This window comes from Streptomyces sp. NPDC028991, from assembly GCF_055564775.1.
In genome coordinates, this window is sequence record NZ_JBVHVP010000011.1 from 33022 (window position 1) to 55411 (window position 22390).

Here is a 22390-nt window from a genome sequence, read left to right on the forward strand (position 1 = left end):
CCCTGCGCGTTGTGCTGCGGTTCAACGGCGTCAGCGCCGGTATCCCCGCGCCGCCCGTTTCTGGTGCCGGCCCGCTCGGCTCGCCTGCGCTCAGGTGCGGGCGGGTGAGTGGTCAGTACTCCAGTTCGGGGCGTAGTGGTCCGCCGACGGCGTGGAGGTGCCTGAGCACCTGGGCGTACGAGTCGAAGAGGCCCGTCTCGTGGTACGCGATGCCGTGCCGGGCGCAGAACGCGCGCACGATCTCCTGGGCACGGCGCAGGCTGGGCCGCGGCATGGACGGGAACAGGTGGTGCTCGATCTGGTAGTTCAGTCCGCCGAGCGCCAGGTCGGTGAACCGGTGGCCACGGATGTTGCGTGACGTCAGCACCTGGCGGCGCAGGAAGTCGACCTTGTCGTCCTTGGCGAACAGGGCCATGCCCTTGTGGTTGGGGGCGAACGAGCACCCCATGTACAGACCGAACAGCCCTTGGTGCACAAGGAGGAAGGCCACGGCCTGAAGGGGGGTCAGGAACCAGAACAGGGCGGTGAGATAGCCGACGATGTGCGTCGTCAACATGCCCGCCTCGGCCAGCCTGGCCGCCCGCCCGGTACGCCTGCCGGTGCCTTCGATCATCGCCCGTACACCCGCGACGTGCAGGGCGAGTCCCTCCAGCAGCAGCATGGGGAAGAAGAGCCAGGCCTGGTGGCGGCCCAGCCAGGCGTGGGCCCCCCGGCGGACGCGGGCCTGGTCCTCGGTGAAGGCGATCGCGCCGTCGGCGATGTCGGGATCGCGGTCGACGTGGTTGGGGTGGGAGTGGTGCCGGGTGTGCTTGTCGATCCACCAGCCGTAGCTGAGACCGACCAGCAGGTCGGCGTGGACGCGGCCGAGCAGGTCGTTGACCCGCTTGGTGCCGGCGATCTGGTGGTGGCCGGCGTCGTGCCCGATGAAGGCGGTCTGGGTGAACATCACCGCGAGGAACGCGGCGGTCCCCAACTGCCACCACGACTGGCCGAGCAGGACGAAGGCGGTCCATCCCGCGGCCAGGAGGAGCAGGTTCGCCCCGACCTTGACGGCGTAGTAGACCGGGCGGCGCCTCAGCAGCCCGCTCTCCTTCACCTCGCGGGAGAGGGCGGCGAAGTCACTGCCGCGGCGGGTGGGCGGGGTCTCGGTCGTTCGGGCGGGGTCCGCCGGGCCGTTCCCCCGGTCGATGGTCTCCGTGGTCACGTTCTACCTCTCGGGGTGCGTGGGCGCCGACGGCGCGGGCAGGGCGCCGGGCGGCGCGAGCACCCCGGGACGGGCCCGCGTGCACGGGCCTGCCCCGGAAGGTGCCGGCTTCGGGACAGGACTCGTCCTGGGGACGGGGCTGGTCCTGGGAACGGGGCCCGTTCTGGGACCGGGCCCGCCCCGGTGACTGCCTGTTCAGGGAAGGCGCGCCTCAGAGCGCACGGACCTGGTCGGCTTGCATGCCCTTGGGGCCCTGGCTGGAGGCGAACTCCACCTTCTGGTTCTCCTCCAGGGAGCGGAAGCCCTCGGTGTCGATGGCCGAGTGGTGGACGAAGACGTCGGTGCCGCCCTCATCGGGGGCGATGAAGCCGAAACCCTTCTCCGCGTTGAACCACTTCACTGTTCCTTGAGCCATGCGCTGTCTCCTCCGAGACGACGAGCCGATCGGAGAGCACACGTCCGCGCGCCTCCGGGTTGCTGGTCGCCAGCCGTCGAAGAAAACCCCAAACGACGGCGCCCGCTGTCGGAACTCCGCGGGCGCTTCCACGTTCGCAAACTTCAAACCACAACCACTCGTCACAACGTTCGGTGTGCCGGATGCGTTCCCGCGCCGGCGGAGAGGGACCCTCGGCGCGGCTGCGGCCCGCTCGCGGCAGGTCGGGGCCGGGCGCGAAAGGGAGTACGGTTGCGTCCACTGGGCGCACCTCGTATGCCGTCATCCGTCGCGGCGTCGCACCCGGAGAACGGCAAATGGCCGACGTACGACGAATCCGGCCGGAAATGAGCCACGCGATGCCTTCTGGCTCGCACAGTCCCGCCGTCTCCCGCGAGCTCTTCCGCGCCCGGCGGTAGCCGGATCTCCCAGCTCCCCAGGCACCTGCGGGCGCCCTTCGGGCACACGTACCCGGCGAGAAGCCCCTCCCCGCCGCGGGAGCAGCCTCCTCAGGCACCGGGGTGATCGCGTTCCCGGGCCCGGGCCGTCCGTTCCCGGCCGGGCGCTCCCGGCGGCCACACGTACGACGACGAACACGTACGACGACGAACACGTACGACGACGAACACGTACGACGACGAACACGTACGACGACAACGAAATAGAAGGACGCGCATGAGTCTGCTGAGTCTCGGAGTGCTCGCCTCCTCCCTCAAGGAGAACGAGTTCCGACTGCCGTTGCATCCCGATCACCTCGACCGGATCGCACCCGACGTACGCGCGAAGGTCTTCCTCGAAGAGGGCTACGGCGAACGGTTCGGCGTCGCCGACGACACGCTGCGTCCGCTGGTGGGCGGGCTGCGCTCCCGCGGGCGGCTCATCGCCGAGTGCGACGTGCTGCTGCTGCCCAAGCCGACGCACGAGGACGTCGCCCAACTGCGTGCGGGCCAGGTGCTGTGGGGCTGGCCGCACTGCGTGCAGGACGAGCGGATGACCCAGCTCGGCATCGACCGGCGGCTCACCCTCATCGCCTGGGAGGCCATGAACCACTGGACCTCCACGGGCGCCTTCAGCGTCCATGTCTTCCACAAGAACAACGAGCTCGCCGGCTACTCCTCGGTGCTGCACGCCCTGCAGCTCGGTGGGCTGACCGGCAGCTACGGCCGCCGGATGCGCGCGGCGGTCATCAGCTTCGGCGCCACGGCACGCGGGGCGGTCACGGGCCTGGGCGCCTTGGGCGTCTCCGACGTCACGGTGCTCACCCAGCGGGCCGCCGCCGCGGTGGCCTCGCCGATGCCCTCGGTGGTGATGGGCCACTTCGCGGAGCGGGCGGGCGATCCGTCCCGCCTGGAGGTGCCCACCGGGTTGGGCCCCGTGCCGCTCGCGGAACATCTGGCCGGGTTCGACATCATCGTCAACTGCGTGCGGCAGGACACCGACGCGCCGCTGACGTTCGTCACCGACGAGGAACTCGCCCTGTTCCGGCCCGGGACCCTCTTCGTCGACGTCTCCTGCGACGAGGGGATGGGCTTCGAGTGGGCCCGGCCGACCACCTTCGAAGACCCGGTGATCGCAGTGGGCCCCGGCTGCCACTACTACGGGGTGGACCACAGCCCGTCGCATCTGTGGAACTCGGCCACCTGGGAGATCAGCGAGGCGCTGCTGCCCTATCTGCGCACGGTCATGAGCGGCCCCGCGTCCTGGGACGGCGATGCCACGGTCAGCAACGCCGTCGAGATCCGCGACGGAGTCGTCCTCAACCCCAAGATCCTCTCCTTCCAGAACCGGCCTGCCGAGTACCCGCACGTCCCGGCTCCGGCTCCGGCTTCGGCTCCGGCTTCGGCTTCGGCTTCGGCTTCGGCTCCGCACTCCTCCGCGCAGCCGGTCTGACCCCCGCGGTGGGGCGGCGTCGCCTCCCGTGACGTAGGCCACCCGTGTGCATTTGGCGTGTGGGGTTTGCCGTCGCGCCGGTGGGAAAGGCGCTCCGTGATCTCCGGGGCCACAATCCGGTGGATAGTACGTGAACGCGCAGGAACAGGAGGTTTCGATGTCCTCGAAGCGACGTCGTAAGAAGAAGGCCCGCCGCAAGAACGGCGCGAACCACGGCAGCCGTCCGCAGAGCTGAGGACGCGTCGACGTATCGGGTGGGTGGCGGTCGCCGCCCACCCGAACGCGTTCCTGGCGGGGCGCCCCGTGCGGCGCGGCGACAGGGCGTGCTTCCCGTCCTTTCGGGAAACCTGAGGCGTCATGGCGAGACTCGGAGAGCAACCGACGGCGGACGCGCCGGACAGCCCGGCACTCAAGCGCGCGCTGACCACCCCGCTGCTGTACTTCTTCATCCTGGGCGACGTGCTCGGCGCCGGCGTCTACGTCCTGGTGGGACAGGTGGCCGGGGACGCCGGGGGAGCGGTGTGGGTGCCGCTGACCGTCGCGCTGCTGCTGGCGATGCTGACCGCCGCCTCCTACGCCGAGCTGGCCACGAAGTATCCGCGGGCGGGAGGGGCCTCCCACTACGCCACCCGAGCCTTCGGACCGTTCGCCGGATTCGTCGCGGGCTTCTGCATGCTCGCCGCCGGCATCGTCTCCGTGGCGGCCCTCGCCCGCGGTTTCGGGGGCGACTACCTGTCGGCCTTCGTGACGCTGCCGGTGGCGCTCGTCGCCGTCCTGTTCCTCGCCCTGCTCGCGCTGGTCAACACGCGGGGCATCAAGGAGTCGACCCGAGCCAACGTCGTCGCCACCGTCGTCGAGGTCGGCGGCCTCCTCGTCATCGTCGTCCTCGGTGTCCGGCTGCTGTTGCGCGGCGACGGCGACGTGGCGCGGCTCGGGCAGCTCGGGACGCCGGAGAAGGGCGCCGCGGCGGCGGTCCTGAGCGGCTCCGTACTGGCCTACTACTCCTTCGTCGGCTTCGAGACGTCCGTGAACGTCGCCGAGGAGACCCGCGACCCCCGGCGCTCCTACCCGCGCGCCCTCTTCGGCGCCCTCGCCACCGCGGGCGCCGTGTACGTGCTGGTGGGGCTCGCCGCGTCCGTGGCGGTGCCGACGGCCCGGCTGGCCGAGTCGAGCGGGCCGCTGCTCGAGGTCGTCGAGGCGGCCGGCGGCGTCCCGCCCCGGCTGTTCAGCGCCATCGCGCTCGTCGCCGTGGCGAACGGCGCGCTGCTCACCGGCATCATGTCCTCCCGCCTGGCCTACGGCATGGCCCGGGACGGGCTGCTGCCCACCGCGCTGACCAAGGTGCTGCCCGGCCGCCGTACACCGTGGGCCGCGATCGCGGTCACGACCCTGCTGTCGATGCTCCTCGCGCTCACCGGCAGCGTCGCCACGCTGGCGTCCACCCTGGTCCTGCTGCTGCTCGTGGTCTTCCTCATGGTCAACACGGCCGTACTCGTGCTGCGCCGCGACCGTGTCGAGGCCGATCACTTCCGTGCCCCGACCGTGCTCCCCGTGCTGGGCGCTCTGTCCTGCGTCGCGCTCGCCACGCAGATCGAGGCCGAGGTGTGGCTGCGCGGTCTGCTGGTCGTGGCCGTGGGGATGGTGCTCGCCGCGCTCGCCGCCGCGCGGCGGGGCCGGGGCCCGGAACCGGCCGGACGCGGGTAGCCGGTCGCGGGGCCGCCGAGGGCGTGGAGCCGCCGGGGGCGTGGAGCCGCCGGGGGAGGGGAAGGGGGCTCCGGTCGTGGTCCGCGGGGCGTGGAGCGGTCGACGTCGGGTGCGTCGCGGGGGTCCTCTTCTCCGTCGTGGTTCCGCGTGGAGCCGTTCCGGTGCCCCGAGCCCGCCGGTCACCGGCCGGGCCGGGGTCTCCGTGCCAGAATGGACGCCCCCGCTGCCCCGCCCGACCGCCCAGAGGTTCCCCCGTGACCAAGCCCGTCGCCCGTGAGCCGCAGCGCCGCAACGCGCGGTCCAACCGGGCGCGCATCCTGGCCACGGCCCGCCGGGAGCTGGGGCGGAACCCGGACACGACCCTCGAGGAACTGGCCCGGGCCGCCGGTGTCGTGCGGAGGACTCTCTTCGGTCACTTCCCCGGGCGCGCGGCGCTGCTGGAGGCCCTCGCCGAGGAAGCTTCCGAGGTGCTGCGGAGTGCGATGGACGCCGGGGCGCAGCGGGTGGGGCCCGCCGAGCCGGCCGAGCGCGCGCTCGCGCACTTCGTGCTGCTGATGTGGCCCGTGGGCGACCGTTACCGGATGCTCCTGGCGCTGGCCCGGCACGACCTGGGCGTGGAGCGGGTGGCCGAGATCCTGGCGCCGGCCCGCGCGGAGGTCACCGCCATCCTGGAGCGGGGGCAGCGGGACGGTGTCTTCCCGGGCCACCTGCCCCCGGCCGTGCTGAGCGCCGGACTGGAGGCCATGACGGTGGCGCTGTTGGAGCAGGTCAACACCGGTGCGCTGGAGGACGACGGCACCCGGGCCGCGGTCGCCCAGCTCATCGCGGCCGGCGTCCCGGAGCAGCGGGCCCGGGCCGTGGTCGAGGACGTGGCACCGGTGGCGCGCGCGGAGGCCGTCCCGGACGAGTGAGGCGCCGGGCCGGACGGATTCCCGTACGGCGGACGCTTCCGGGCCGGACCGTGCGCGCACTCGCGCGCCGGCCCTATCCGGCGCCGCTTGTTCCGCCTGTACCGCCTGTACCACCCACACCGCGCACCGTCCCCGTCGCGGCGTCGCTCCCGACCCCAACGACGATCAGCGCTGCCACGGCCGCGTCCGGGCCGCCGCCGTCCCAGGCCCCGGAACGGGCGCAGCCCAGGAGCGCCAGCAGATGCGCCTCCAGCGCGGCGCCGAGCACGCCGGCCGGAACACCGGTGTGGAAGACGCCCGCTCGCTGACCGCGGGCGATGATGCCGGCGACCGTGCCGCGGGCCGGGGCGAGGATCGCGCTCACCCGGTCGGGGCCGAGGCCCCGGCGGCGGGCGAGGGCGATGAGCGTGCCGTAGCGGTCGCCGACCGGCCACAGGGTGAGGACGAAGCGGGCCAGGGCGGTCACCGGGTCGTCGTCCGGAACCGGCGCGTTCGCGCCCGCCGCCGCATGCCGTACGGCGACCGGCGCGCCCGCGCCCGCCGCCGCATGCCGTACGGCGTCTCCGCCCGTACCCGCCATCGCATGCCGTACCGCCTCCGCGGCCTGCTCGACGAGCCCCTCCGTCAGCGCCTCCCGGCCGGCGAAGTGGCCGTAGAGGGTCCGGCGCGCCACGCCGGCCGCCGCGGCGATCGCGCTGAGGCTGCGGTCGGGGTCGCGGCCCAGTTCACGCTCGGCCGCCCGCAGGATGCGGGCGCGTGTGGTGGTCACCTCGGTACCTCGATCGGAACGGACTCGGATGGGCTTCGGGAGGGACGGTCGGAAGGGACTCCGGATGGGCTTCTGGAGGGGCATCCGGGGCCTTCGGAAGGGCTTCCGAACGGACTCCGGCGGAAGGGCACGTCGAGATATTTGCACGTCCCTGTGCAACAAACTACTCTGCCACTAGTCTGCACACCGATGGGCAATTAACTTTCCCTTGCTTGCCCTAGTTCCCCGGGAGCCCCCATGCCCCTCCTAGCCACCACACCCGTCGACAAGATGACCGGGCCCTACGCGCGGCGCTGGTGGGCGCTCCTCGTGCTGTGTCTGAGCCTGCTGATCGTCGTCATGGCCAACACGTCCCTGATCGTGGCCGCGCCTGCCATGACGGCCGACCTGGGCCTGAGCAGCAGTGACCTGCAGTGGGTCATCGACGGCTACACCGTCCCGTACGCCGCGCTGATGCTGGTGCTCGGCTCGATCGGCGACAAGTACAGCCGCCGCGGCGCGCTGATCACCGGCCTGGTGATCTTCGCGGGCGGGTCGGTGATGGGCAGCCTGGTGGACGAGACGGGGCTGGTCATCGCGGCTCGGGCGATCATGGGCGTGGGCGCCGCCGTCGTCATGCCGGCCACACTGTCGCTGCTGGTCGCGGTCTTCCCCAAGGGGGAGCGGGCCCGCGCCATCACGGCCTGGACCGCCACCTCCGGCCTGGCCATCGCGGTCGGTCCGCTGGTCGCGGGCTGGCTCCTGGAGGATCACGCCTGGGGTTCGACCTTCCTGGTCAACGTTCCCATCGCGGTCGCCGCCGTCGTCGGCGCGCTGGTCCTCGTCCCGCCGTCCAAGGCGGCCGGCATGGGCCGGATCGACTACGTGGGCGGTCTGCTCTCCATCGTCTCCGTCGGCAGCCTGGTCTACGCGAGCATCGAGGGCCCGCACTTCGGCTGGGGCGCCGGTCCGGTCGCCGCGGCCGTCGTCGCGGTCACCGGCCTGGCGGCCTTCGTGTGGTGGGAGCTGCGCCACCCGCACCCCATGCTGGACGTGCGCAGGTTCCTGCTGCGCCCCTTCAGCGGCTCGATGCTCGCCGTGCTGTTCTTCTTCTTCGGCACCTACGGCGCCATCTACTACGCCACGCAGTTCCTGCAGTTCGTGCTCGGCTACGGCGCCCTGGAGACCGGCGTACGGCTGCTGCCGCTGGCCGGGGCCGTGTTCGTCGGCGCCGCGGTGACCGGGAAGCTGACCCCGAAGCTGGGCGTCAAGGCGATGGTGGGCTCCGGCATGGTGATCGGCACCGTCGGGGTCTTCCTGCTGGCCCTCGTCGAGAAGGACTCCACCTACGCCGACTTCCTGGCCCCGATGCTGCTGCTCGGCCTCGCGATCGGGCTGAGCGTGTCCCCGGCCACCGACACCATCATGGGCTCCTTCCCGGAGAGCGAACTGGGTGTCGGCGGCGGTGCCAACGACACCGCGCTGGAACTCGGCGGCTCGCTCGGCATAGCCGTGCTGGGCTCCCTGCTCGGCACCGCCTACCGGGACGAACTCGCCGACCTGGTCGGAGGCCGGCTCCCGGCGGACGCGCTCGACACCGCCCAGGACTCCGTGGGCGGCGGACTGGCCGTCGCCGAGCGGCTCGCCACGAACCCCGCCGCCGGACCGCAGCAGGCCGAGGCCCTCGCCGACGCCGTGAACCAGGCCTTCGCCCACGGCGTCGCCACGACCAGCCTCGTCGGCGGGATCATCATGGCCGCCGGCACCCTGATCGTCCTCGCCGTCCTTCCCGGCCGCCGCGGCACCCGGCAGGGGCGGGAGGAGAAGCCGGCCGGGGAACGGGACGCGGAGTACAGCGACTCGGCCGGGTGAGTCGGAGCCGCCCCGCCCGGCGCTCCTTCAGCCGGTCAGGGCGGCCAGTTCCTCCGCCGTACGGGGGCCCGTCGCCCCGTCCGCCAACAGGCCCTGCGCGCGCAGCAGCCGGGCCGCCGCGACGCCCCACGGCAGGCGCAGCCCGGCCTGCCGCAGCAGTTCGGCGCGGGCCAGCGTCGGGGCCGTCGGGCCGGTGTGCACACCGGCCGGGGTGAGCAGGGCGGCGTCATCGGACCAGCGCAGGGCGAGGTCGACGTCGTGGGTGGCCATCACCACGGTGGTGCCGCCCGCGCGGAGCCGGTCGAGGGTGGCCAGCAGCCGTTCCTGGCCGTCCGGGTCCAGTCCGGCGGTGGGTTCGTCCAGGATCAGCACCCGGGGCCGCATCGCAACGGCTCCGGCGATCGCGGTCCGCTTGCGCTGCCCGTACGACAGCAGGTGGGTGGGCCGGTCGGCGAGCGCCGTGATGTCCAGGGCGGTGAGCGCCTCCTCGACCCGGGACCGGACCTCCGTGTCGGACAGGCCCAGGTTCAGCGGGCCGAAGGACACGTCCTGGGCCACCGACGCCGCGAACAGCTGGTCGTCCGGGTCCTGCACCACCAGCTGCACCGTGGTCCGCAACCGGGTCAGCCCCTTGCGGTCGTACGTCACCCGCTCACCGCCCACCGCCAACGTCCCCGCACGTGGCCGGAGTCCGCCGCTGAGCAGCCGCATCAGCGTGGTCTTGCCGCTGCCGTTGCGGCCCAGCAGCGCGAGCGCACGCCCCTCGCACACCGCGAAGTCCAGGCCGACGAGCACGTCCGGTCCCTCCTCGTACGCGAAGGACGCGCCCCGCAGCGCGACCAGGGCCGCCTTTGACGCCTCCGGCCCCGTCGCCTCCGGCCCCGTCGATTCCGCTCCCGTCGATTCGGCCACCGTCGGCTCCGCTCCCGTCGATTCCGCTCTCGCCGGCTCCGATCCCATCGATTCCGGTTCCGGTTCCGATTCCGACTCCGTCGACTCGCTCACGACAGGTGCCTTTCCAGTACGAGGGTGAGCGCGGCCAGCGCCGTCAGCAGTGCGACGCTCGCCGCCGTGAAGGGCACCGAAACGCGGGCCTCGGGCACCAGGACGCGCAGGGTGCCGTCGTAGCCGCGCCCCGCCAGACCGGTCTGGAGCCGCGCCGCCCGGTCGAAGGCCCGCACGAACGCCGTCGCTCCCAGCCCGCCGAGCGAACGCCAGGCGGCGGCCCGGGTGGTGTGGCCCAGCCGTGCGGCCTGCGCCTGCCTGACCCGGTGCACGGAGTCCAGCAGCAGGAAGCTCATGCGGTACGTCACCAGCGCCACGTCGACGACCGGCGCGGGCACCCCGGCCCGCACCAGGCGGGGCAGCAGATCCGACATCGGCGTGGTGAACGCGAACAGCAGCACTCCGAGGGAGGCCGCCGAGGTGCGCAGCAGAAGTTCACCGGCGCGCACCGGGCCGCCGTCCGCCGCCGTCAGGAACCCGCCCGGGCCACCGACCTGTACCAGCAGCGGCAGCGCCCCGGTCACGCAGAAGCCCAGCGGAACGCGGTACGCCCGCCACAGCCGACGTCCGGGCACCCGCGCCGCGCCGAGGAGCACGGCGAGCGCCGTCACCAGGACCAGCGCCGCGCCGGGCCAGGGCGGCAGCGAGATCGCGAGCACGGTCAGGCCCAGTCCGAGCACGGCCTTGTCCACCGGATGGCGACGGCGCCAGCGACTGCTGTGCGCCGCCGCGTCGATCGGCAGCACTCAGTCGCCCGCGGGAACGTCGCCCGCGGGAACGTCGCCCGCCGGGACGTCCCGCAGCGCTGCCGCTGCCCGCTCCTCGCCCTGTCGCCGGCCCCGGCGCAGCCCGAAGTAGTAGGCCAGCACGCCCGCGCCGATCGCGGCCTGCACGGCGAACAGCGCCGACTCGATCTCCCCGGACGGCGGCTCGTACAGCGGCGAGAACCAAGGCTCGTAGTCCGGCTCGATCTCCGTGATCGCCGTCTCCGCCTCGGCATCGGCGCCGGCGAACGGCTCCTCCTTGTGGTCGCCGAGACCCAGCACCAGCGGCAGCACCGCGAGCGCGGCCACGACGAGCAGCAGCAGGGCGTTGATCTTCGCGTTGCGGCTCATCGGGCCACCGCCTCCCGCTCGCCGGACGTGGTCTTGCCGGACTTGGCCGACAGAACGCCCAGCCGGGTCAGTTCACCCTTGCTGGACTGCACCAGCAGTCGCATCACGACCACCGTGAGCAGCCCCTCGCTCACCGCGAGCGGAACCTGCGTGACGGCGAAGATGGACCCGAACTTGCCGAGCGCGCCCAGGAACCCGCTGCCCGGGTCCGGGAACGCCAGCGCCAGTTGCACGCTGGTGACGCAGTACGTGGACAGGTCGGCGACGAACGCCCCGAAGAACACCGCGACCATCAGCGGCACGTCGTAGCGGCGCAGCAGCCGGTATACGGCGTATCCGGCCCAGGGGCCGACGATCGCCATCGAGAAGACGTTGGCGCCGAGGGTGGTCAGCCCGCCGTGCGCCAGCAGCAGTGCCTGGAAGAGCAGGGTGATGGTGCCCAGTACCGCCATGATCGGCGGACGGAAGAGGATGGCGCCCAGACCGGTGCCGGTCGGGTGCGAACAACTCCCGGTGACGGACGGCAGTTTCAGGGCCGACAGGACGAACGTGAAGGCCCCGGCGGCGCCGAGGAGCAGGGTGCTCTCCGGATGCTCCCTGACCTCACGGGTGAGTGAACGGACTCCGTGTACGACGAACGGCGCGGACGCGACACCCCAGGCGATCGCGTGCGCCGGTGGCAGAAAGCCCTCGGCTATGTGCATGGCTCAGCAGACCCTCTCCAGCACCTCGTGGATGGACGACGCGCCTTGGCCGGTCTCCTGGCTTACGGGTACCACCGCCCGTGCTCCGCCTTCCCGGGTCACAAGAACCCAGTGGCTGCCCGTGAGGGCCGGAGCCGGACTTCCCGATTCACAGTGGCGAGGGCCGCACCGGCATCACACCGGATTTCCCGTTCACCAAGGCGTGGCGACAGTAGTGCTCCCTCGAGGGTGGTGACAAGCGGGCCTCCGGTCCGGCCGGGCGTGCCGCCGCTCCCGCGGACAGACCCCGGGGCTGCGGAAACGGCCGCCGGCGCCGCTCCTCGCCCGGACGGGGCACTCGCGTCAGCCCGGCCGGCCCCGGCCCGTCCGCCGGACCACCACGTCGCGCATCCGCTGGGTGAGCGCGGTCGCGGCGGCGGTGAGGAACACGAAGCTGTAGACGATCTGCAGGACCGTCACGACCCGCGCGGCCTGGCCCCGCGGCGTGATGTCCCCGTAGCCGACCGTGGCGAGCGTCACCACGGTGAAGTACAGCGCGTCGACGCGGGTGCCCAGGCCGGTGAACTCGCCCGGCTGCTTGGCGAGGGCGTAGTACGTCGCCGAGAAGACGTGCACGGAGAGGACGATGAGCAGGGTGATGACCACACCGGGCCGGGTGTCCGGGCGTTCGAGGAGGACATGGCGGATCTGCCTCAGCAGCAGCGCCGCCACGGCGGTCAGCATCAGGGCGAACAGCAGCCAGCTCAGCAGGGGCCGCTGCGGGCCCAGGTGGTCCAGGGGAAGCAGGAAGTAGGCCACGACCACGCCCCCCGCGACGCCGGCCCGCATCAGCCAGGGCCGGGCCGCGCGCCAGGCGGTCCGGGGCCGGCTGCCGCCCGTGCGGCCCCCGCGCTCGTGGGTGGCGCGGCGCTCGGTCACCGTCCCGTCTCCGCGGCCGGGCCCGACGCCGGTGCCGATGCGGACGCCGGTTCCGGTGCGGTCCGGCGTACCAGCTGGGTGACGACGAAGGCGACGACCGACGCGGTGACGATCAGCGGCATCTGGTCGTACGCGTCCGCGCCGGTCAGCAACACCGCCAGCACCGAGCTGGCCAGCGGCAGCCCGGTCACCGCGGCCGACGCGGCGGAGATACCCAGGGCGAGGGCCGGGGCCGCGCCGAAGCCGGGGAGGCCGGAGCAGGCCATGGCCGTCGCCGTGCCCAGCAGTACGGCCGGGAAGATCGGGCCCCCGCGCAGGCTGCCCAGCGCGATGCCCCAGGCCAGCCCCTTGCAGGCCACGAGCGCGATCAGGGCGCCCACGGACCAGGCGTGCGGATGCGCGGCGAGCTGGGCCAGGGTGGCCTGCCCGGACAGTGCCGCCTCCGCCGGGGAACGGCCGGTGATCAGGGCGTACGCGGTGAGGCAGACGCCGACCGCCGTGGCGCAGGCGACGGTGCGTACGGCGGTGCGGTGCCGTGTCCAGGAGACGGTGCGGTAACCCAGCTCGCGGGCGAACGTGACCAGTACGGCGATCAGCGCCGCCGTGGGGACGCCCCACAGGAAGTCGCCCGCGTCCGGGTTGGCGCCCGGCGGCACGTCGTGCAGGGCCAGCGCGCCGATCCTCAGGCCGGTCCACTCACCGAAACCGGTGAAGACCAGGGCGCCCGCCGCACTGGCCAGCAGACAGGGCAGCAGCAGGGCGACCAGCTGCGCCCCGCCGAGCCCGGCCCCCTCGATGAGCAGCACCGCCGCCACCACCGGGCCGCCGAGGATGGTGGAGATCGCGGCGGTGGAGCCCGCCGTGGCCAGGATCGCGCCCGCCCGCGGGTCCCCGGCCGCGCCCGCCCGCCGCACCGCCAGCAGCGCGAGCCCGCTGCCGACGGCCATCAGCGGAGCCTCCGGTCCCAGCACCACGCCGAGCGGCAGCGTGGCGAGGGCCGCCAGGACGGCGCCGGGCAGCGCGCGCGGGCCGACGGGCGCGCCGCCCAGCCCGTTGACCGGCAGATGGCCGCCGCCGCCCGGCATCCGGGTCACGATCGGCGCCAGGATCAGCCCCGCCAGCACCAGTGCGGGCAGCGGCCACCACCAGGGCGGGGCGTCGTAACCGGCGGCCTCCGGCAGCGACGTCCACACCCAGTGCTGGAACTCGTGCTGGAGACCGACGAAGAAGAAGCAGGCCAGCGCGATGGGGACGCCCAGCAGTACACACAGCAGCAACAACCGCAGATAGCCGGGGCTGAGCAGGGTGCGCCGCAGGGACTGCTCGGCCCGGGCCGGCACCGCGTTCGCCGGCGGGGGCTGAGTCGTCACGGGCCCTCCTCGGTCCACCTCGCCCCTCGGCACCTGGTCCGACGGTCCGTCGCGCGCGTTCGCATGTGCGCCTCAGTAAACGTGAGGCGCGCGAGGGGCGCACCCGCACGATTCCGTTGCGGACGACCGTGCGCTCCGGCACGACCGAACCCGGATCACCCGTTCGGCGGGCCCACATGGCCGGGCGGGGCGGGTGCCCGCAGGCTCGGAGTGACCTGTCGGCGCCCCGGGGTGCCGGTGGGCGCAGTCCCGTACGGGGACCCGCAGAAAGGACTCCGCTCATGAGCCAGCACGCCGCACCTTCTCCCGGCACGCCGTCCCACGGCGCCGACGGACCGCGGCCCCCGCGATCGGCGGACCGCGCCGGCGGCTGGGTGACCGGCGGCGTCGTCTTCGCGGGCGTACTGATGCTGCTGAACGGCGCCCTCGCCGTCCTGCAGGGCATCGCGGCCATCGCCGAGGACGACGTGTACGCCCGCGTGGGCAGCTACGTCTACGAACTCAGCCTCACCGGCTGGGGCGTCATCCACGTCATCCTGGGCGCCCTGGTGCTCGCCACCGGTTACGGCCTGCTCAAGGACATGGCCTGGGCGCGCTTCGCGGGCATCGTCCTGGCCTCGCTGAGCCTCGTCGCCCAGTTCCTCTTCCTGCCGTACGCGCCCGTCTGGGCCGTGATCATGATGGCGATCGACGTGTTCGTGATCTGGGCGCTGGCCAGCCGCCAGGAGCAGGCGGACCACGCCGGCCGACGGGTCTGAGCACCGCGTGCCGACGGGCCTGAGCACCGCGAGCGTACCGACGCCCCGCCGAGCACCGGCGGGGCGTCGGTGCGCCTGGCGCCGGACCCTGGGCTCGGTGGCGTCGCGGGCCGCGGGCCGCGGGCCGGTGCTCGGCGGGGCGTCGGTGATGGCGTAGGTGTTTCAGGTGTCGCTGCTCAGCGGCGTCGCAGGACTCGCGTCAGTGCCGTCGCCGCGACGGCGGCGGCAAGTCCCGTGCCCGCGAGGGCCAGAGCCTTGGTCCGGGGCCCCGGAGCCACCGGCCGGGCGCCCGGCGCGGTGCCGTACGCGCTGCCCGGCACGTCCGCGTCACCGGCGGCGTGGGGGAGCGCCGAGGCCAGCAGCTCCGCCAGGTGCACGCCCTCGTGCCCGCCGCTGTCGAACTCGTGGATCTGTGTCCGGCAGCTGAAGCCGTCGGCGAGCACGACGGTCGCCTCGTCCTCCTCCCGCAGCCGCGGCAGCAGCACCCGCTCCGCGCACGCCTCGCTGACGTCCAGGTGGCCGCGCTCGAAGCCGAAGTTGCCGGCCAGGCCGCAGCACCCGGAGTCCAGCCGCTCGGCGTCCACCCCGGCCCGGCGCAGCAGTTCCCGGTCGGCCTCCCAGCCGAGCACCGCGTGCTGGTGGCAGTGCACCTGGGCCAGCGCCCGGGCGGACCGGTCGGGCACCCGCGGCGGCTCGTAGCCGGGGGAGTGCTCGGTGAGCAGCTCGGACAGCGTCACCGTTTGGTCGCGCAGCCTCAGCACGTCCTGGTCCCCGGGGAACATCTCCGCCGCGTCCGCCCGGAACACGGCCGTGCAGCTCGGCTCCAGCGCCACCACCAGGCCACCCGCCCGCACATGCTCGGCCAGTCCCCGCACGGTCCGGGTCAGGACTCTCCGTGCCGTCCCGAGCTGCCCGGTGGAGATCCAGGTCAGCCCGCAGCACAGCGGCCCGGACGGCAGTTCCACCCGCCAGCCGGCGTGCTCCAGCACCCGCACCGCCGCCCGTCCGATGTGCGGATGGAAATGGTTCGTGAAGGTGTCCGGCCACAGCAGCACGGTCCCGCGCCGCCCGTCGCCGTCCGGCTCGTGGCGGGCGAACCACTGCTCGAAGGTCTGCTCCGCGAACAGCGGTACCTCACGGTCCGCCACCCCCGCGACGGCCACCGCGGCCTTCGACAGCAGCGGCGCGTGCGTGAGCGCGTTGACGGCCGGCGCGAGGCGGCTGCGGCCCACGGCCTGGGCGAGCGCGGGCAGCCAGCCCATCGACCAGTCGGAGCGCGGCCTGCGCCACGGCCGCCCCTCGTAGTGGTGGGACAGGAACTCCGCCTTGTACGTGGCCATGTCCACGTCCGCCGGACAGTCCTTCTTGCACCCTTTGCAGGACAGGCACAGATCGAGGGCGTCCTTGACCGCATCCGAGCGCCAGCCGTCCTGGATCGCGGCGTCGCCGTGTCCGTCGAGCATCTCGAACAGCAGCCGCGCCCGGCCCCGGGTGGAGTGCTCCTCCTCCCGCGTCACCTGGTACGACGGGCACATCACCGTGCCCTCGCTGGTGTGCTGCCGGCACTTGCCGACGCCGACGCACCGGTTGGCCGCCTGGGAGAACGATCCGCCGTCGTGCGGGAATCGGAAGCGCAGGTCGCGAGGCTCGTACGGGGCCCAGTCACCGCCCAGGCGCAGGTTCTCGTCCAGCCCGTACGGCGCGACGACCTTCCCCGGGTTCATCCGGTCGAGTGGGTCGAAGACGGCCTTCAGCCGCCCGAAGGCCTCGACGAGACCGTCTCCGAACATCCGCGACAGCAGTTCGCCCCGGCTCTGTCCGTCCCCGTGCTCGCCGGACAGCGACCCGCCGAACTCGACGACGAGGTCGGCCGCCCGCTCCATGAACCTCCGGTACGTCGCCACCCCTTGCGCGGTGTACAGGTCGAAGGGGATCCGGGTGTGCACGCAGCCCTGTCCGAAGTGGCCGTACAGGCTGGGCCCGGTGTCGCTCTGATAGCCGAACTCCTCGAACAGCGCCCGCAGCCGCCGCAGGTAGTCGCCCAGCTTCTCGGGGGCGACCGCCGAGTCCTCCCAGCCCTCGAAGGTGTCGGGCTTGCCCGGGATGTGCGCGGTGGCGCCGAGCCCGGCCTCGCGTACCTGCCACAGATCCTGTTCGTGCGCCGGGTCGTCCATGAAGGCGCAGTCGGCGTCGTGCTCGGAGCGGTGCACCGCGTCGAGCATCCGGTGGGCCCGCGCGCCCGCCTCGTCGACGGTGTCGCCGCCGAACTGCGCCAGCAGGTAGGCGTTCCCCTCGGGCAGTTCGCCGAGCGCGCTCTCGTTGAGGCGCTTGATCCGCTGGTCGCGGACCAGCCGGGCGTCGACGCCCTCCAGCGCGATCGGCTCGTGCGGCAGGACGTCGGGTACCGCGTCGGCGGCCTTGTCGATGGCGTCGAAACCGAGGACCACCAGGACGCGTTCCTTGACCACCGGTACCAGCTCCAGCTCCGCCCGCACCACGGTGACCAGCGTCGACTCGCTGCCCACCAGCAGCCCGGCGACGTCGAAGCCGTACTCCGGCAGCAGCGAGTCCAGGTTGTAGCCGGAGACCCGGCGCGGGATGTCGGGGAACCGGCGGCGGATCTCGTCCCCGTAGGTGTCGCGCAGGGCGCGCAGCCGCCGGTAGACGGTGGCCCGCAGATCGCCCTGCCGTTCGATCCCGGCGTACTCCTCGTCGCCGGTCTCGCCGCACCAGAAGCGGGTGCCGTCGTAGAGCAGCACTTCCAGGCGGGCGATGTTGTCGACGACCTTGCCGTGCGCCTGTGCGGTGGCGCCGCACGAGTTGTTGCCGATCATGCCGCCGATCGTGCAGTTGGCGTGGGTGGCGGGCTCGGGCCCGTAGCGCAGGCCGTGCGGCGCGAGCTGCCGGTTGAGGTCGTCCAGCACGATCCCCGGCTGCACGACGCAGGTGCGGGCATCGGCGTCCACCGACTCCACGCGCGTGCAGTACTTCGACCAGTCGAGCACCACACCCGCGTTGGTGCACTGTCCGGCCAGGCTCGTCCCGCCGCCCCGCGACAGCACCGGCGCGCCGAACTCCCGCGCCACGGCCACCGCCTCGGCACCGGCCTCGGGGGTGCGCGGGACGACCACGCCGATGGGTGTCTGCCGGAAGTTCGAGGCGTCCGTGGAGTACGCGGCCCGGCTCCCGGCGTCGAAGCGGACCTCACCGTCGACCCGCTCGCGCAGGGCGGCTTCGAGCGAGGAGGCGTCCACCGGCGGCGGTGCTCCGTGGCGCGTGACGGGTTCGGGCAGGTCCAGCGCACCCATGGGCTCTCCTTCGGGGGTCGGCACGACTACGGCGCCCGCGCGTGCGGAGCGGCCGTCGCTGAGTACCCCGGCGGCCACGGCGGCAATCACGGACACGGAGCGTCGCCAACCGTGTCGCTGTTGGGCCGAACGGGTGACTTGGCGTAAGAATTGGCTGGTGCAGGCAATGAAGGCGAGTGAAATCGGGGGAGCCGGTGAACAGCCACGACGTCACCGATGAACAGTGGGAAGGGCTCGCCCAGGTCGTTCCGTTGCGCGGGCGCGACGCATGGCCGTCCGCGGTCGGCCACCGGGCGATGCCGGAGGCGGAGACGGAGACCCGCCGCCGTTTCGTCGTCCTGCGGGTCAACGTGTTCGCGGACGCCCGCGAGGTCGCCGAGATCCTGATGGCGGGCATCCCGGTCCTGCTGGACCTGACCAGTGCCGAGACCGAGGTCGCCAAGCGGGTCCTGGACTTCAGTACGGGCGTGGTCTTCGGTCTGGCCAGCGGCATGCACCGCGTCGACCGCAACGTCTTCCTGCTGACACCGGCCGGGACCGAGGTGAACGGGCTGATGGAGGACGCGGCCGAGGTGCCCGGGGTGTGACGGGCCGGCGGGTGAGTGCGGTGCCGTCCGCCGGGACGCCTCCCGGACCTCCCAGGTGTGACGGGCGGCTCCGCCCCTGACGGTCCCGTCCCCCGATCGTGGGAACGCCCTCCGGACGGAACGGTTCACCACGAGGTGGGACTTCTACGGTCCGCATATGGCCGTGCCAACCGCGTCAACGGTGTCCGCCACTCCCGCGCCGCCCCATCCGGACCGGCCCCGCATCACGGAGCTGCGGCTGTCCGCCTTCGCCGGGCACCGGCGTGCCGTGCTGCGGCTCGGACCGCTCACCGTGCTCGCCGGGCCCAGTGGCAGCGGCAAGACCAGCGCGCTCAGGGCGTACGACGCACTGGCCCGGCTGGGGGGCGGCGCCCGGCTGGGCGCGGTGTTCCCCGACCCGGTCGCCTGCGTGCCCGAGCGGGCCCGGCCCGACGCCCAGCGCCGCCGAGGCTTCCGCATCGGCTGCACGGCCGACGGCGCGGCGGGCCCGGTGCACCTGGACGTCGCCGTGCAGGCCGAGCCGGAGTTGCGGATCGTCGGAGAGCGGTTGACGGCGGACGGCGTCGTACTGCTCCAGACGGCGCTGCGCGACCCCGGCCGGCGTGCCGTGCAGGCGGCCTGGCACACGGCCGGGTCGGCGCCCGTGACCCGGGCCCCGCTGCCGGACGACCGGCTCGGCACCCCGCTGCTGCCGCTGCGGGTGGCCGGCAAGACGGACGGACAGCGCAGGGTGCTGGCCGCGGCCGAGCAGATGGTCGTCGCCCTGCGCTCCGTCTTCTCCTGCGACCCGCGGCCCGGCCGGATGCGAGAGCCCGTGCCCACCGGCTCCGGGCGGCTGCTCGGCGGCTGCGACAACCTCGCCGACGTGCTGTGGCGCACCCGCGCCGAGTGCGGGCGGCGGCACGCGCAGTTCGTCGCGGCGGTACGCGCCGGATGCGCGGGCCCCGTCGTGGACGTCCTGTCCGAGCCCGTCGTCGGCGGCGTGGTGCGCGCGCTGCTGGACCGGGGCGACGGCACCCGCACCGGCCTCGCGCGCCTCGGCTACGGTGAGCTGCGCTACCTCGCCCTCGCCCTGGTGCTGTTCACCGGCCCCGGTGTGCTGGAGGTCGACCCGGCCGGCGAGGTACCCGCGGCATTGCAGACGCTCAGCGTCCTCGCCGACGGCTTCGACCGCGGCCTGGACGTGCGGCAGCGTGCGGAACTGCTCCGGCTGGCGGCCCGGATGTGCGAGCGCGGGCACATCCGCCTCGTCGCCGCGGTCGCGGACGCCAGCTGGGCGGCCGGGACGGACGGCGTCACGGTGGTAGACCTGGAACCGTGACCGATCACCCCCAGGACCTCGCGGCGTTGCAGCGCAGGCTGGCCGAGTTCGCGGCAGCGCGGCACTGGCAGCCGTACCACACGCCCAAGAACCTCGCCGCCGCGCTCAGCGTGGAGACCGCCGAACTCGTCGAGATCTTCCAGTGGCTGACGCCCGAGCAGTCGGCCCGCGTGATGACCGACCCGGGCACCGCGCACCGGGTCCGGGACGAGGTCGCCGACGTGCTGGCGTATCTGCTCCAGTTCTGCGAGGTGCTCGGCGTCGACCCGCTGGCGGCGCTGGAGGCGAAGATCGAACGGAACGAACACCGGTTCCCGGTGCGGGAAGACCCGGAGAGCTGAGAGGAGTCAGACGCTCCGTTATCACTCTCCGCAGTCAATTACCGGCCAGAAATCAATTTGTTGTCCGAAGATTTCCGCCTTCCTCTGGCTTTTCGTCCCACACGCCTTCACTCTGGGTAGTGGACAGCGGAGTTCGGGCGGACGCGCCATGAGCGCGTCGGAAACAGACGGGGGCAGCGCATGGACGCTGTGCGGCTCATCGTGACGAGTGGCCGTGCCCTGGCAGCCGGCGGCGAGGTGCCGGAGGTCCTGACGGAGGTGTGGCAGGTGCAGGCCCTGGCGCAGGCGATCGGCAGCCGGCTCGCGGTCTCCGGACCACCCGAACTGCGCGGCGAGGCACTGGGACTGACCGAGCTCGCGGGCCGCGGCTGCGGAGTGCTGCGCACTCCCGAGCTGGCCCCCGGTGAGCTGCGCGCCGCCCAGCTCACCGAACTGGGCGACGCGCGCCAGGCCCTGATGCGCCTGGGCACCCTGCTGGGCGAGACCGGCATCGCGCTGGTCGGCATCGCCTGTGCCGCGGACGACGAAGCCACGTACTGGCAGTGCGTGGAGGCCATCGACGCGGCGGACGAGTCGCGGGACAGGGTCATGGAGATGCTGCGCAAACTGGCCGACCGCGACGCGGAGTTACCAGAGCGGGAGGCCGGCTAGCCAGGACACCGCGAGCCGCCGACCGCACCCCCGCCCACCTCGGTCGCTGTGCCCCTCCGCGCCCGCCGGCCGCTCCTGGCCCAGCCCACCTCAGTCGGTGCGCCCCTCCACGCCCGCCGGCCGCTCCCGGTCCCCGGCCGACTGGAGGTCGGCGTCCAGGGCCGACAGGTCCGCGTCCAGCGCCGCCATGAGGTCCTCCATCTGCTGGAGCAGCCCCTTCGGCCGGGCATCCGCCGCCTCCTGCTGCGGCACGGTCTCTTCGGACATGACGGCCTCCTCGGCCCCGGGCCCCACGGGGGAGGCCGACGCTGGTGCGCGCCGGCGCACACCGGCCGGCGCGGACGCCGGGCGATCCGGCTCCGCCCCGGCAAACGATCACCGTCCGGCCCGGTCACCGGCCCGGCCCCGTACCCGGCCCGGGGTTGACGCGAATTCACCCGCCGGGGACCGGCAAAGCGCCGGGCCCGTCGGGAGCCTGTCCGGCACACCCCCGCCGAGCGGGCAGGATGGAGACATGGATCTCCGTATCTTCACCGAGCCCCAGCAGGGGGCCACCTACGACACCTTGCTCACCGTGGCGAAGGCCACCGAGGACCTCGGCTTCGACGCCTTCTTCCGCAGCGACCACTACCTCAGCATGGGCTCCGCGGACGGCCTGCCCGGCCCCACCGACGCCTGGATCACCCTGGCCGGCCTCGCCCGCGAGACCAAGCGCATTCGGCTCGGCACCCTCATGACCGCCGGCACCTTCCGGCTGCCCGGCGTACTCGCCATCCAGGTGGCGCAGGTCGACCAGATGTCGGGCGGCCGGGTCGAGCTGGGCCTGGGCGCCGGCTGGTTCGAGGAGGAGCACAAGGCGTACGGCATCCCCTTCCCCAAGGAGAAGTTCGCCCGGCTGGAAGAGCAGCTGGCGATCGTCACCGGTCTGTGGGCCACGGAAACCGGCAAAACCTTCGACTTCCACGGCAAGTTCTACGACCTCGCCGAGTCGCCCGCGCTGCCCAAGCCCGCGCAGGCGAAGGTCCCCGTGCTCATCGGCGGCCACGGCGCCACCCGCACTCCGCGGCTGGCCGCCCAGTACGCCGACGAGTTCAACATCCCCTTCGCCTCGATCGAGGACACCGAGCGCCAGTTCGGCCGGGTCCGGGCCGCCGCCGAGGCGGCCGGCCGCGGGGCGGACGCGCTGACCTACTCCAACGCCCTCGTCGCCTGCGTCGGCAAGGACGACGCCGAGGTCGCCCGCCGGGCCGCCGTGATCGGCCGAGACGTCGAGGAACTGAAGGCCAACGGCCTGGCGGGCTCGCCTGCCGAGGTCGCCGACAAGATCGGCCGATACGCCGCGGTCGGCGCGCGGCGGATCTACCTCCAGATCCTCGACCTCGACGACCTGGACCACCTGGAGCTGATCTCCTCGCAGGTGCAGACGCAGCTGCCGTGACGCCGTGACGCCGTGACGCCGTGACGCCGTGAGACCGTCCTCCGAATAACCGAAGGCGCCGGTCAACCGCCCCGTGCGATGGTATGACCGTCGTCCTGCCGGAGCCCCCGGG

22 protein-coding genes and 1 riboswitch are annotated in these 22390 nt (G+C 73.2%); of the genes, 11 read left to right on the plus strand and 11 right to left on the minus strand.

Features of this window, described 5'->3' with window-relative positions:
* Positions 1–112 precede the first annotated feature (112 nt).
* Both ACZ4V1_RS21795 and ACZ4V1_RS21800 read right to left on the minus strand, forming a co-directional pair.
* Complete coding sequence (locus ACZ4V1_RS21795) at positions 113–1204, minus strand: fatty acid desaturase family protein (RefSeq protein WP_468338594.1); 1092 nt, start codon at positions 1202–1204, stop codon at positions 113–115.
* 211 nt (positions 1205–1415) lie between these two features.
* Complete coding sequence (locus tag ACZ4V1_RS21800) at positions 1416–1619, minus strand: cold-shock protein (protein WP_468338596.1); 204 nt, start codon at positions 1617–1619, stop codon at positions 1416–1418.
* 693 nt (positions 1620–2312) lie between these two features.
* On the opposite strand from ACZ4V1_RS21800, the gene ACZ4V1_RS21805 reads away from it, so the two are divergent.
* The 4 genes from ACZ4V1_RS21805 to ACZ4V1_RS21820 all read left to right on the plus strand — a co-directional run bounded on the left by ACZ4V1_RS21805 (position 2313) and on the right by ACZ4V1_RS21820 (position 6142).
* Complete coding sequence (locus ACZ4V1_RS21805; protein WP_468338598.1) at positions 2313–3527, plus strand: N(5)-(carboxyethyl)ornithine synthase; 1215 nt, start codon at positions 2313–2315, stop codon at positions 3525–3527.
* A gap of 157 nt (positions 3528–3684) precedes the next feature.
* Complete coding sequence (locus ACZ4V1_RS21810) at positions 3685–3762, plus strand: 50S ribosomal protein bL37 (RefSeq protein WP_370443954.1); 78 nt, start codon at positions 3685–3687, stop codon at positions 3760–3762.
* 122 nt (positions 3763–3884) lie between these two features.
* On the plus strand, positions 3885–5231 hold the full coding sequence (locus ACZ4V1_RS21815; protein ID WP_468338600.1) for an APC family permease: 1347 nt from the start codon (positions 3885–3887) through the stop codon (positions 5229–5231).
* Positions 5232–5485: 254 nt separating this feature from the next.
* Entirely contained in the window at positions 5486–6142 is a 657-nt protein-coding gene (locus ACZ4V1_RS21820; RefSeq protein ID WP_468338601.1) for a TetR/AcrR family transcriptional regulator, read from the plus strand.
* A gap of 73 nt (positions 6143–6215) precedes the next feature.
* On the opposite strand, the gene ACZ4V1_RS21825 is transcribed toward ACZ4V1_RS21820, so the two are convergent.
* Positions 6216–6911, minus strand: coding sequence for a TetR family transcriptional regulator (locus tag ACZ4V1_RS21825; protein ID WP_468338603.1), 696 nt, complete (start codon positions 6909–6911; stop codon positions 6216–6218).
* 237 nt (positions 6912–7148) lie between these two features.
* Here ACZ4V1_RS21825 and ACZ4V1_RS21830 point away from each other — a divergent pair, with 237 nt between their 5' ends.
* A complete protein-coding gene (locus tag ACZ4V1_RS21830) occupies positions 7149–8762 on the plus strand; it encodes an MFS transporter (protein WP_468338605.1) in 1614 nt (537 codons plus the stop codon).
* A 27-nt stretch (positions 8763–8789) separates the two neighbouring features.
* On the opposite strand, the gene ACZ4V1_RS21835 is transcribed toward ACZ4V1_RS21830, so the two are convergent.
* The 6 genes from ACZ4V1_RS21835 to ACZ4V1_RS21860 form a co-directional block, all read right to left on the minus strand.
* Entirely contained in the window at positions 8790–9605 is an 816-nt protein-coding gene (locus ACZ4V1_RS21835; RefSeq protein ID WP_468338886.1) for an ATP-binding cassette domain-containing protein, read from the minus strand.
* Between the two features lie 158 nt (positions 9606–9763).
* On the minus strand, positions 9764–10513 hold the full coding sequence (gene cbiQ / locus ACZ4V1_RS21840; protein ID WP_468338606.1) for a cobalt ECF transporter T component CbiQ: 750 nt from the start codon (positions 10511–10513) through the stop codon (positions 9764–9766).
* Entirely contained in the window at positions 10514–10882 is a 369-nt protein-coding gene (locus ACZ4V1_RS21845) for an energy-coupling factor ABC transporter substrate-binding protein (RefSeq protein ID WP_468338608.1), read from the minus strand.
* Positions 10879–11586: an energy-coupling factor ABC transporter permease gene (locus ACZ4V1_RS21850; protein ID WP_468338610.1), complete on the minus strand. Its 708-nt coding sequence runs from the start codon at positions 11584–11586 to the stop codon at positions 10879–10881. The genes ACZ4V1_RS21845 and ACZ4V1_RS21850 overlap by 4 nt, the downstream gene beginning before the upstream one ends.
* A 30-nt stretch (positions 11587–11616) precedes the next feature.
* Positions 11617–11801: riboswitch (cobalamin riboswitch) on the minus strand.
* 127 nt (positions 11802–11928) lie between these two features.
* Positions 11929–12414: a potassium channel family protein gene (locus ACZ4V1_RS21855; protein WP_468338888.1), complete on the minus strand. Its 486-nt coding sequence runs from the start codon at positions 12412–12414 to the stop codon at positions 11929–11931.
* Positions 12415–12500: 86 nt separating this feature from the next.
* Positions 12501–13874: a chloride channel protein gene (locus ACZ4V1_RS21860; protein ID WP_468338612.1), complete on the minus strand. Its 1374-nt coding sequence runs from the start codon at positions 13872–13874 to the stop codon at positions 12501–12503.
* Positions 13875–14155: 281 nt separating this feature from the next.
* Between ACZ4V1_RS21860 and ACZ4V1_RS21865 the strand changes: the two genes are divergently transcribed.
* Positions 14156–14632 carry a DUF7144 family membrane protein gene (locus tag ACZ4V1_RS21865; protein WP_468338614.1) on the plus strand — a complete coding sequence of 159 codons (477 nt, stop codon included), beginning with the start codon at positions 14156–14158 and terminating at the stop codon, positions 14630–14632.
* Between the two features lie 176 nt (positions 14633–14808).
* Here ACZ4V1_RS21865 and ACZ4V1_RS21870 read toward each other — a convergent pair whose 3' ends face one another.
* Positions 14809–17940, minus strand: coding sequence for an FAD-binding and (Fe-S)-binding domain-containing protein (locus tag ACZ4V1_RS21870; RefSeq protein WP_468338616.1), 3132 nt, complete (start codon positions 17938–17940; stop codon positions 14809–14811).
* Between the two features lie 194 nt (positions 17941–18134).
* On the opposite strand from ACZ4V1_RS21870, the gene ACZ4V1_RS21875 reads away from it, so the two are divergent.
* From ACZ4V1_RS21875 to ACZ4V1_RS21890, 4 genes are all read left to right on the plus strand, one after another.
* The gene (locus ACZ4V1_RS21875; RefSeq protein ID WP_468338618.1) at positions 18135–18527 is read left to right on the plus strand and encodes a cell division protein SepF; all 393 of its coding nucleotides are present in this window, start codon (positions 18135–18137) and stop codon (positions 18525–18527) included.
* A gap of 157 nt (positions 18528–18684) precedes the next feature.
* On the plus strand, positions 18685–19848 hold the full coding sequence (locus ACZ4V1_RS21880; RefSeq protein ID WP_468338620.1) for an AAA family ATPase: 1164 nt from the start codon (positions 18685–18687) through the stop codon (positions 19846–19848).
* On the plus strand, positions 19845–20189 hold the full coding sequence (locus ACZ4V1_RS21885; RefSeq protein ID WP_468338622.1) for a nucleotide pyrophosphohydrolase: 345 nt from the start codon (positions 19845–19847) through the stop codon (positions 20187–20189). The genes ACZ4V1_RS21880 and ACZ4V1_RS21885 overlap by 4 nt, the downstream gene beginning before the upstream one ends.
* Positions 20190–20369: 180 nt before the next feature.
* Positions 20370–20840 (plus strand): DUF6099 family protein, encoded by a 471-nt coding sequence (locus ACZ4V1_RS21890; protein ID WP_468338624.1) that lies wholly within the window; start codon positions 20370–20372, stop codon positions 20838–20840.
* A gap of 90 nt (positions 20841–20930) precedes the next feature.
* Here the strand turns inward: ACZ4V1_RS21890 and ACZ4V1_RS21895 are convergent, their stop codons facing one another.
* Positions 20931–21107, minus strand: coding sequence for a hypothetical protein (locus ACZ4V1_RS21895; protein WP_468338626.1), 177 nt, complete (start codon positions 21105–21107; stop codon positions 20931–20933).
* Between the two features lie 247 nt (positions 21108–21354).
* On the opposite strand from ACZ4V1_RS21895, the gene ACZ4V1_RS21900 reads away from it, so the two are divergent.
* Positions 21355–22278: an LLM class F420-dependent oxidoreductase gene (locus ACZ4V1_RS21900; protein WP_468338628.1), complete on the plus strand. Its 924-nt coding sequence runs from the start codon at positions 21355–21357 to the stop codon at positions 22276–22278.
* The last annotated feature ends 112 nt before the right edge of the window (positions 22279–22390 follow it).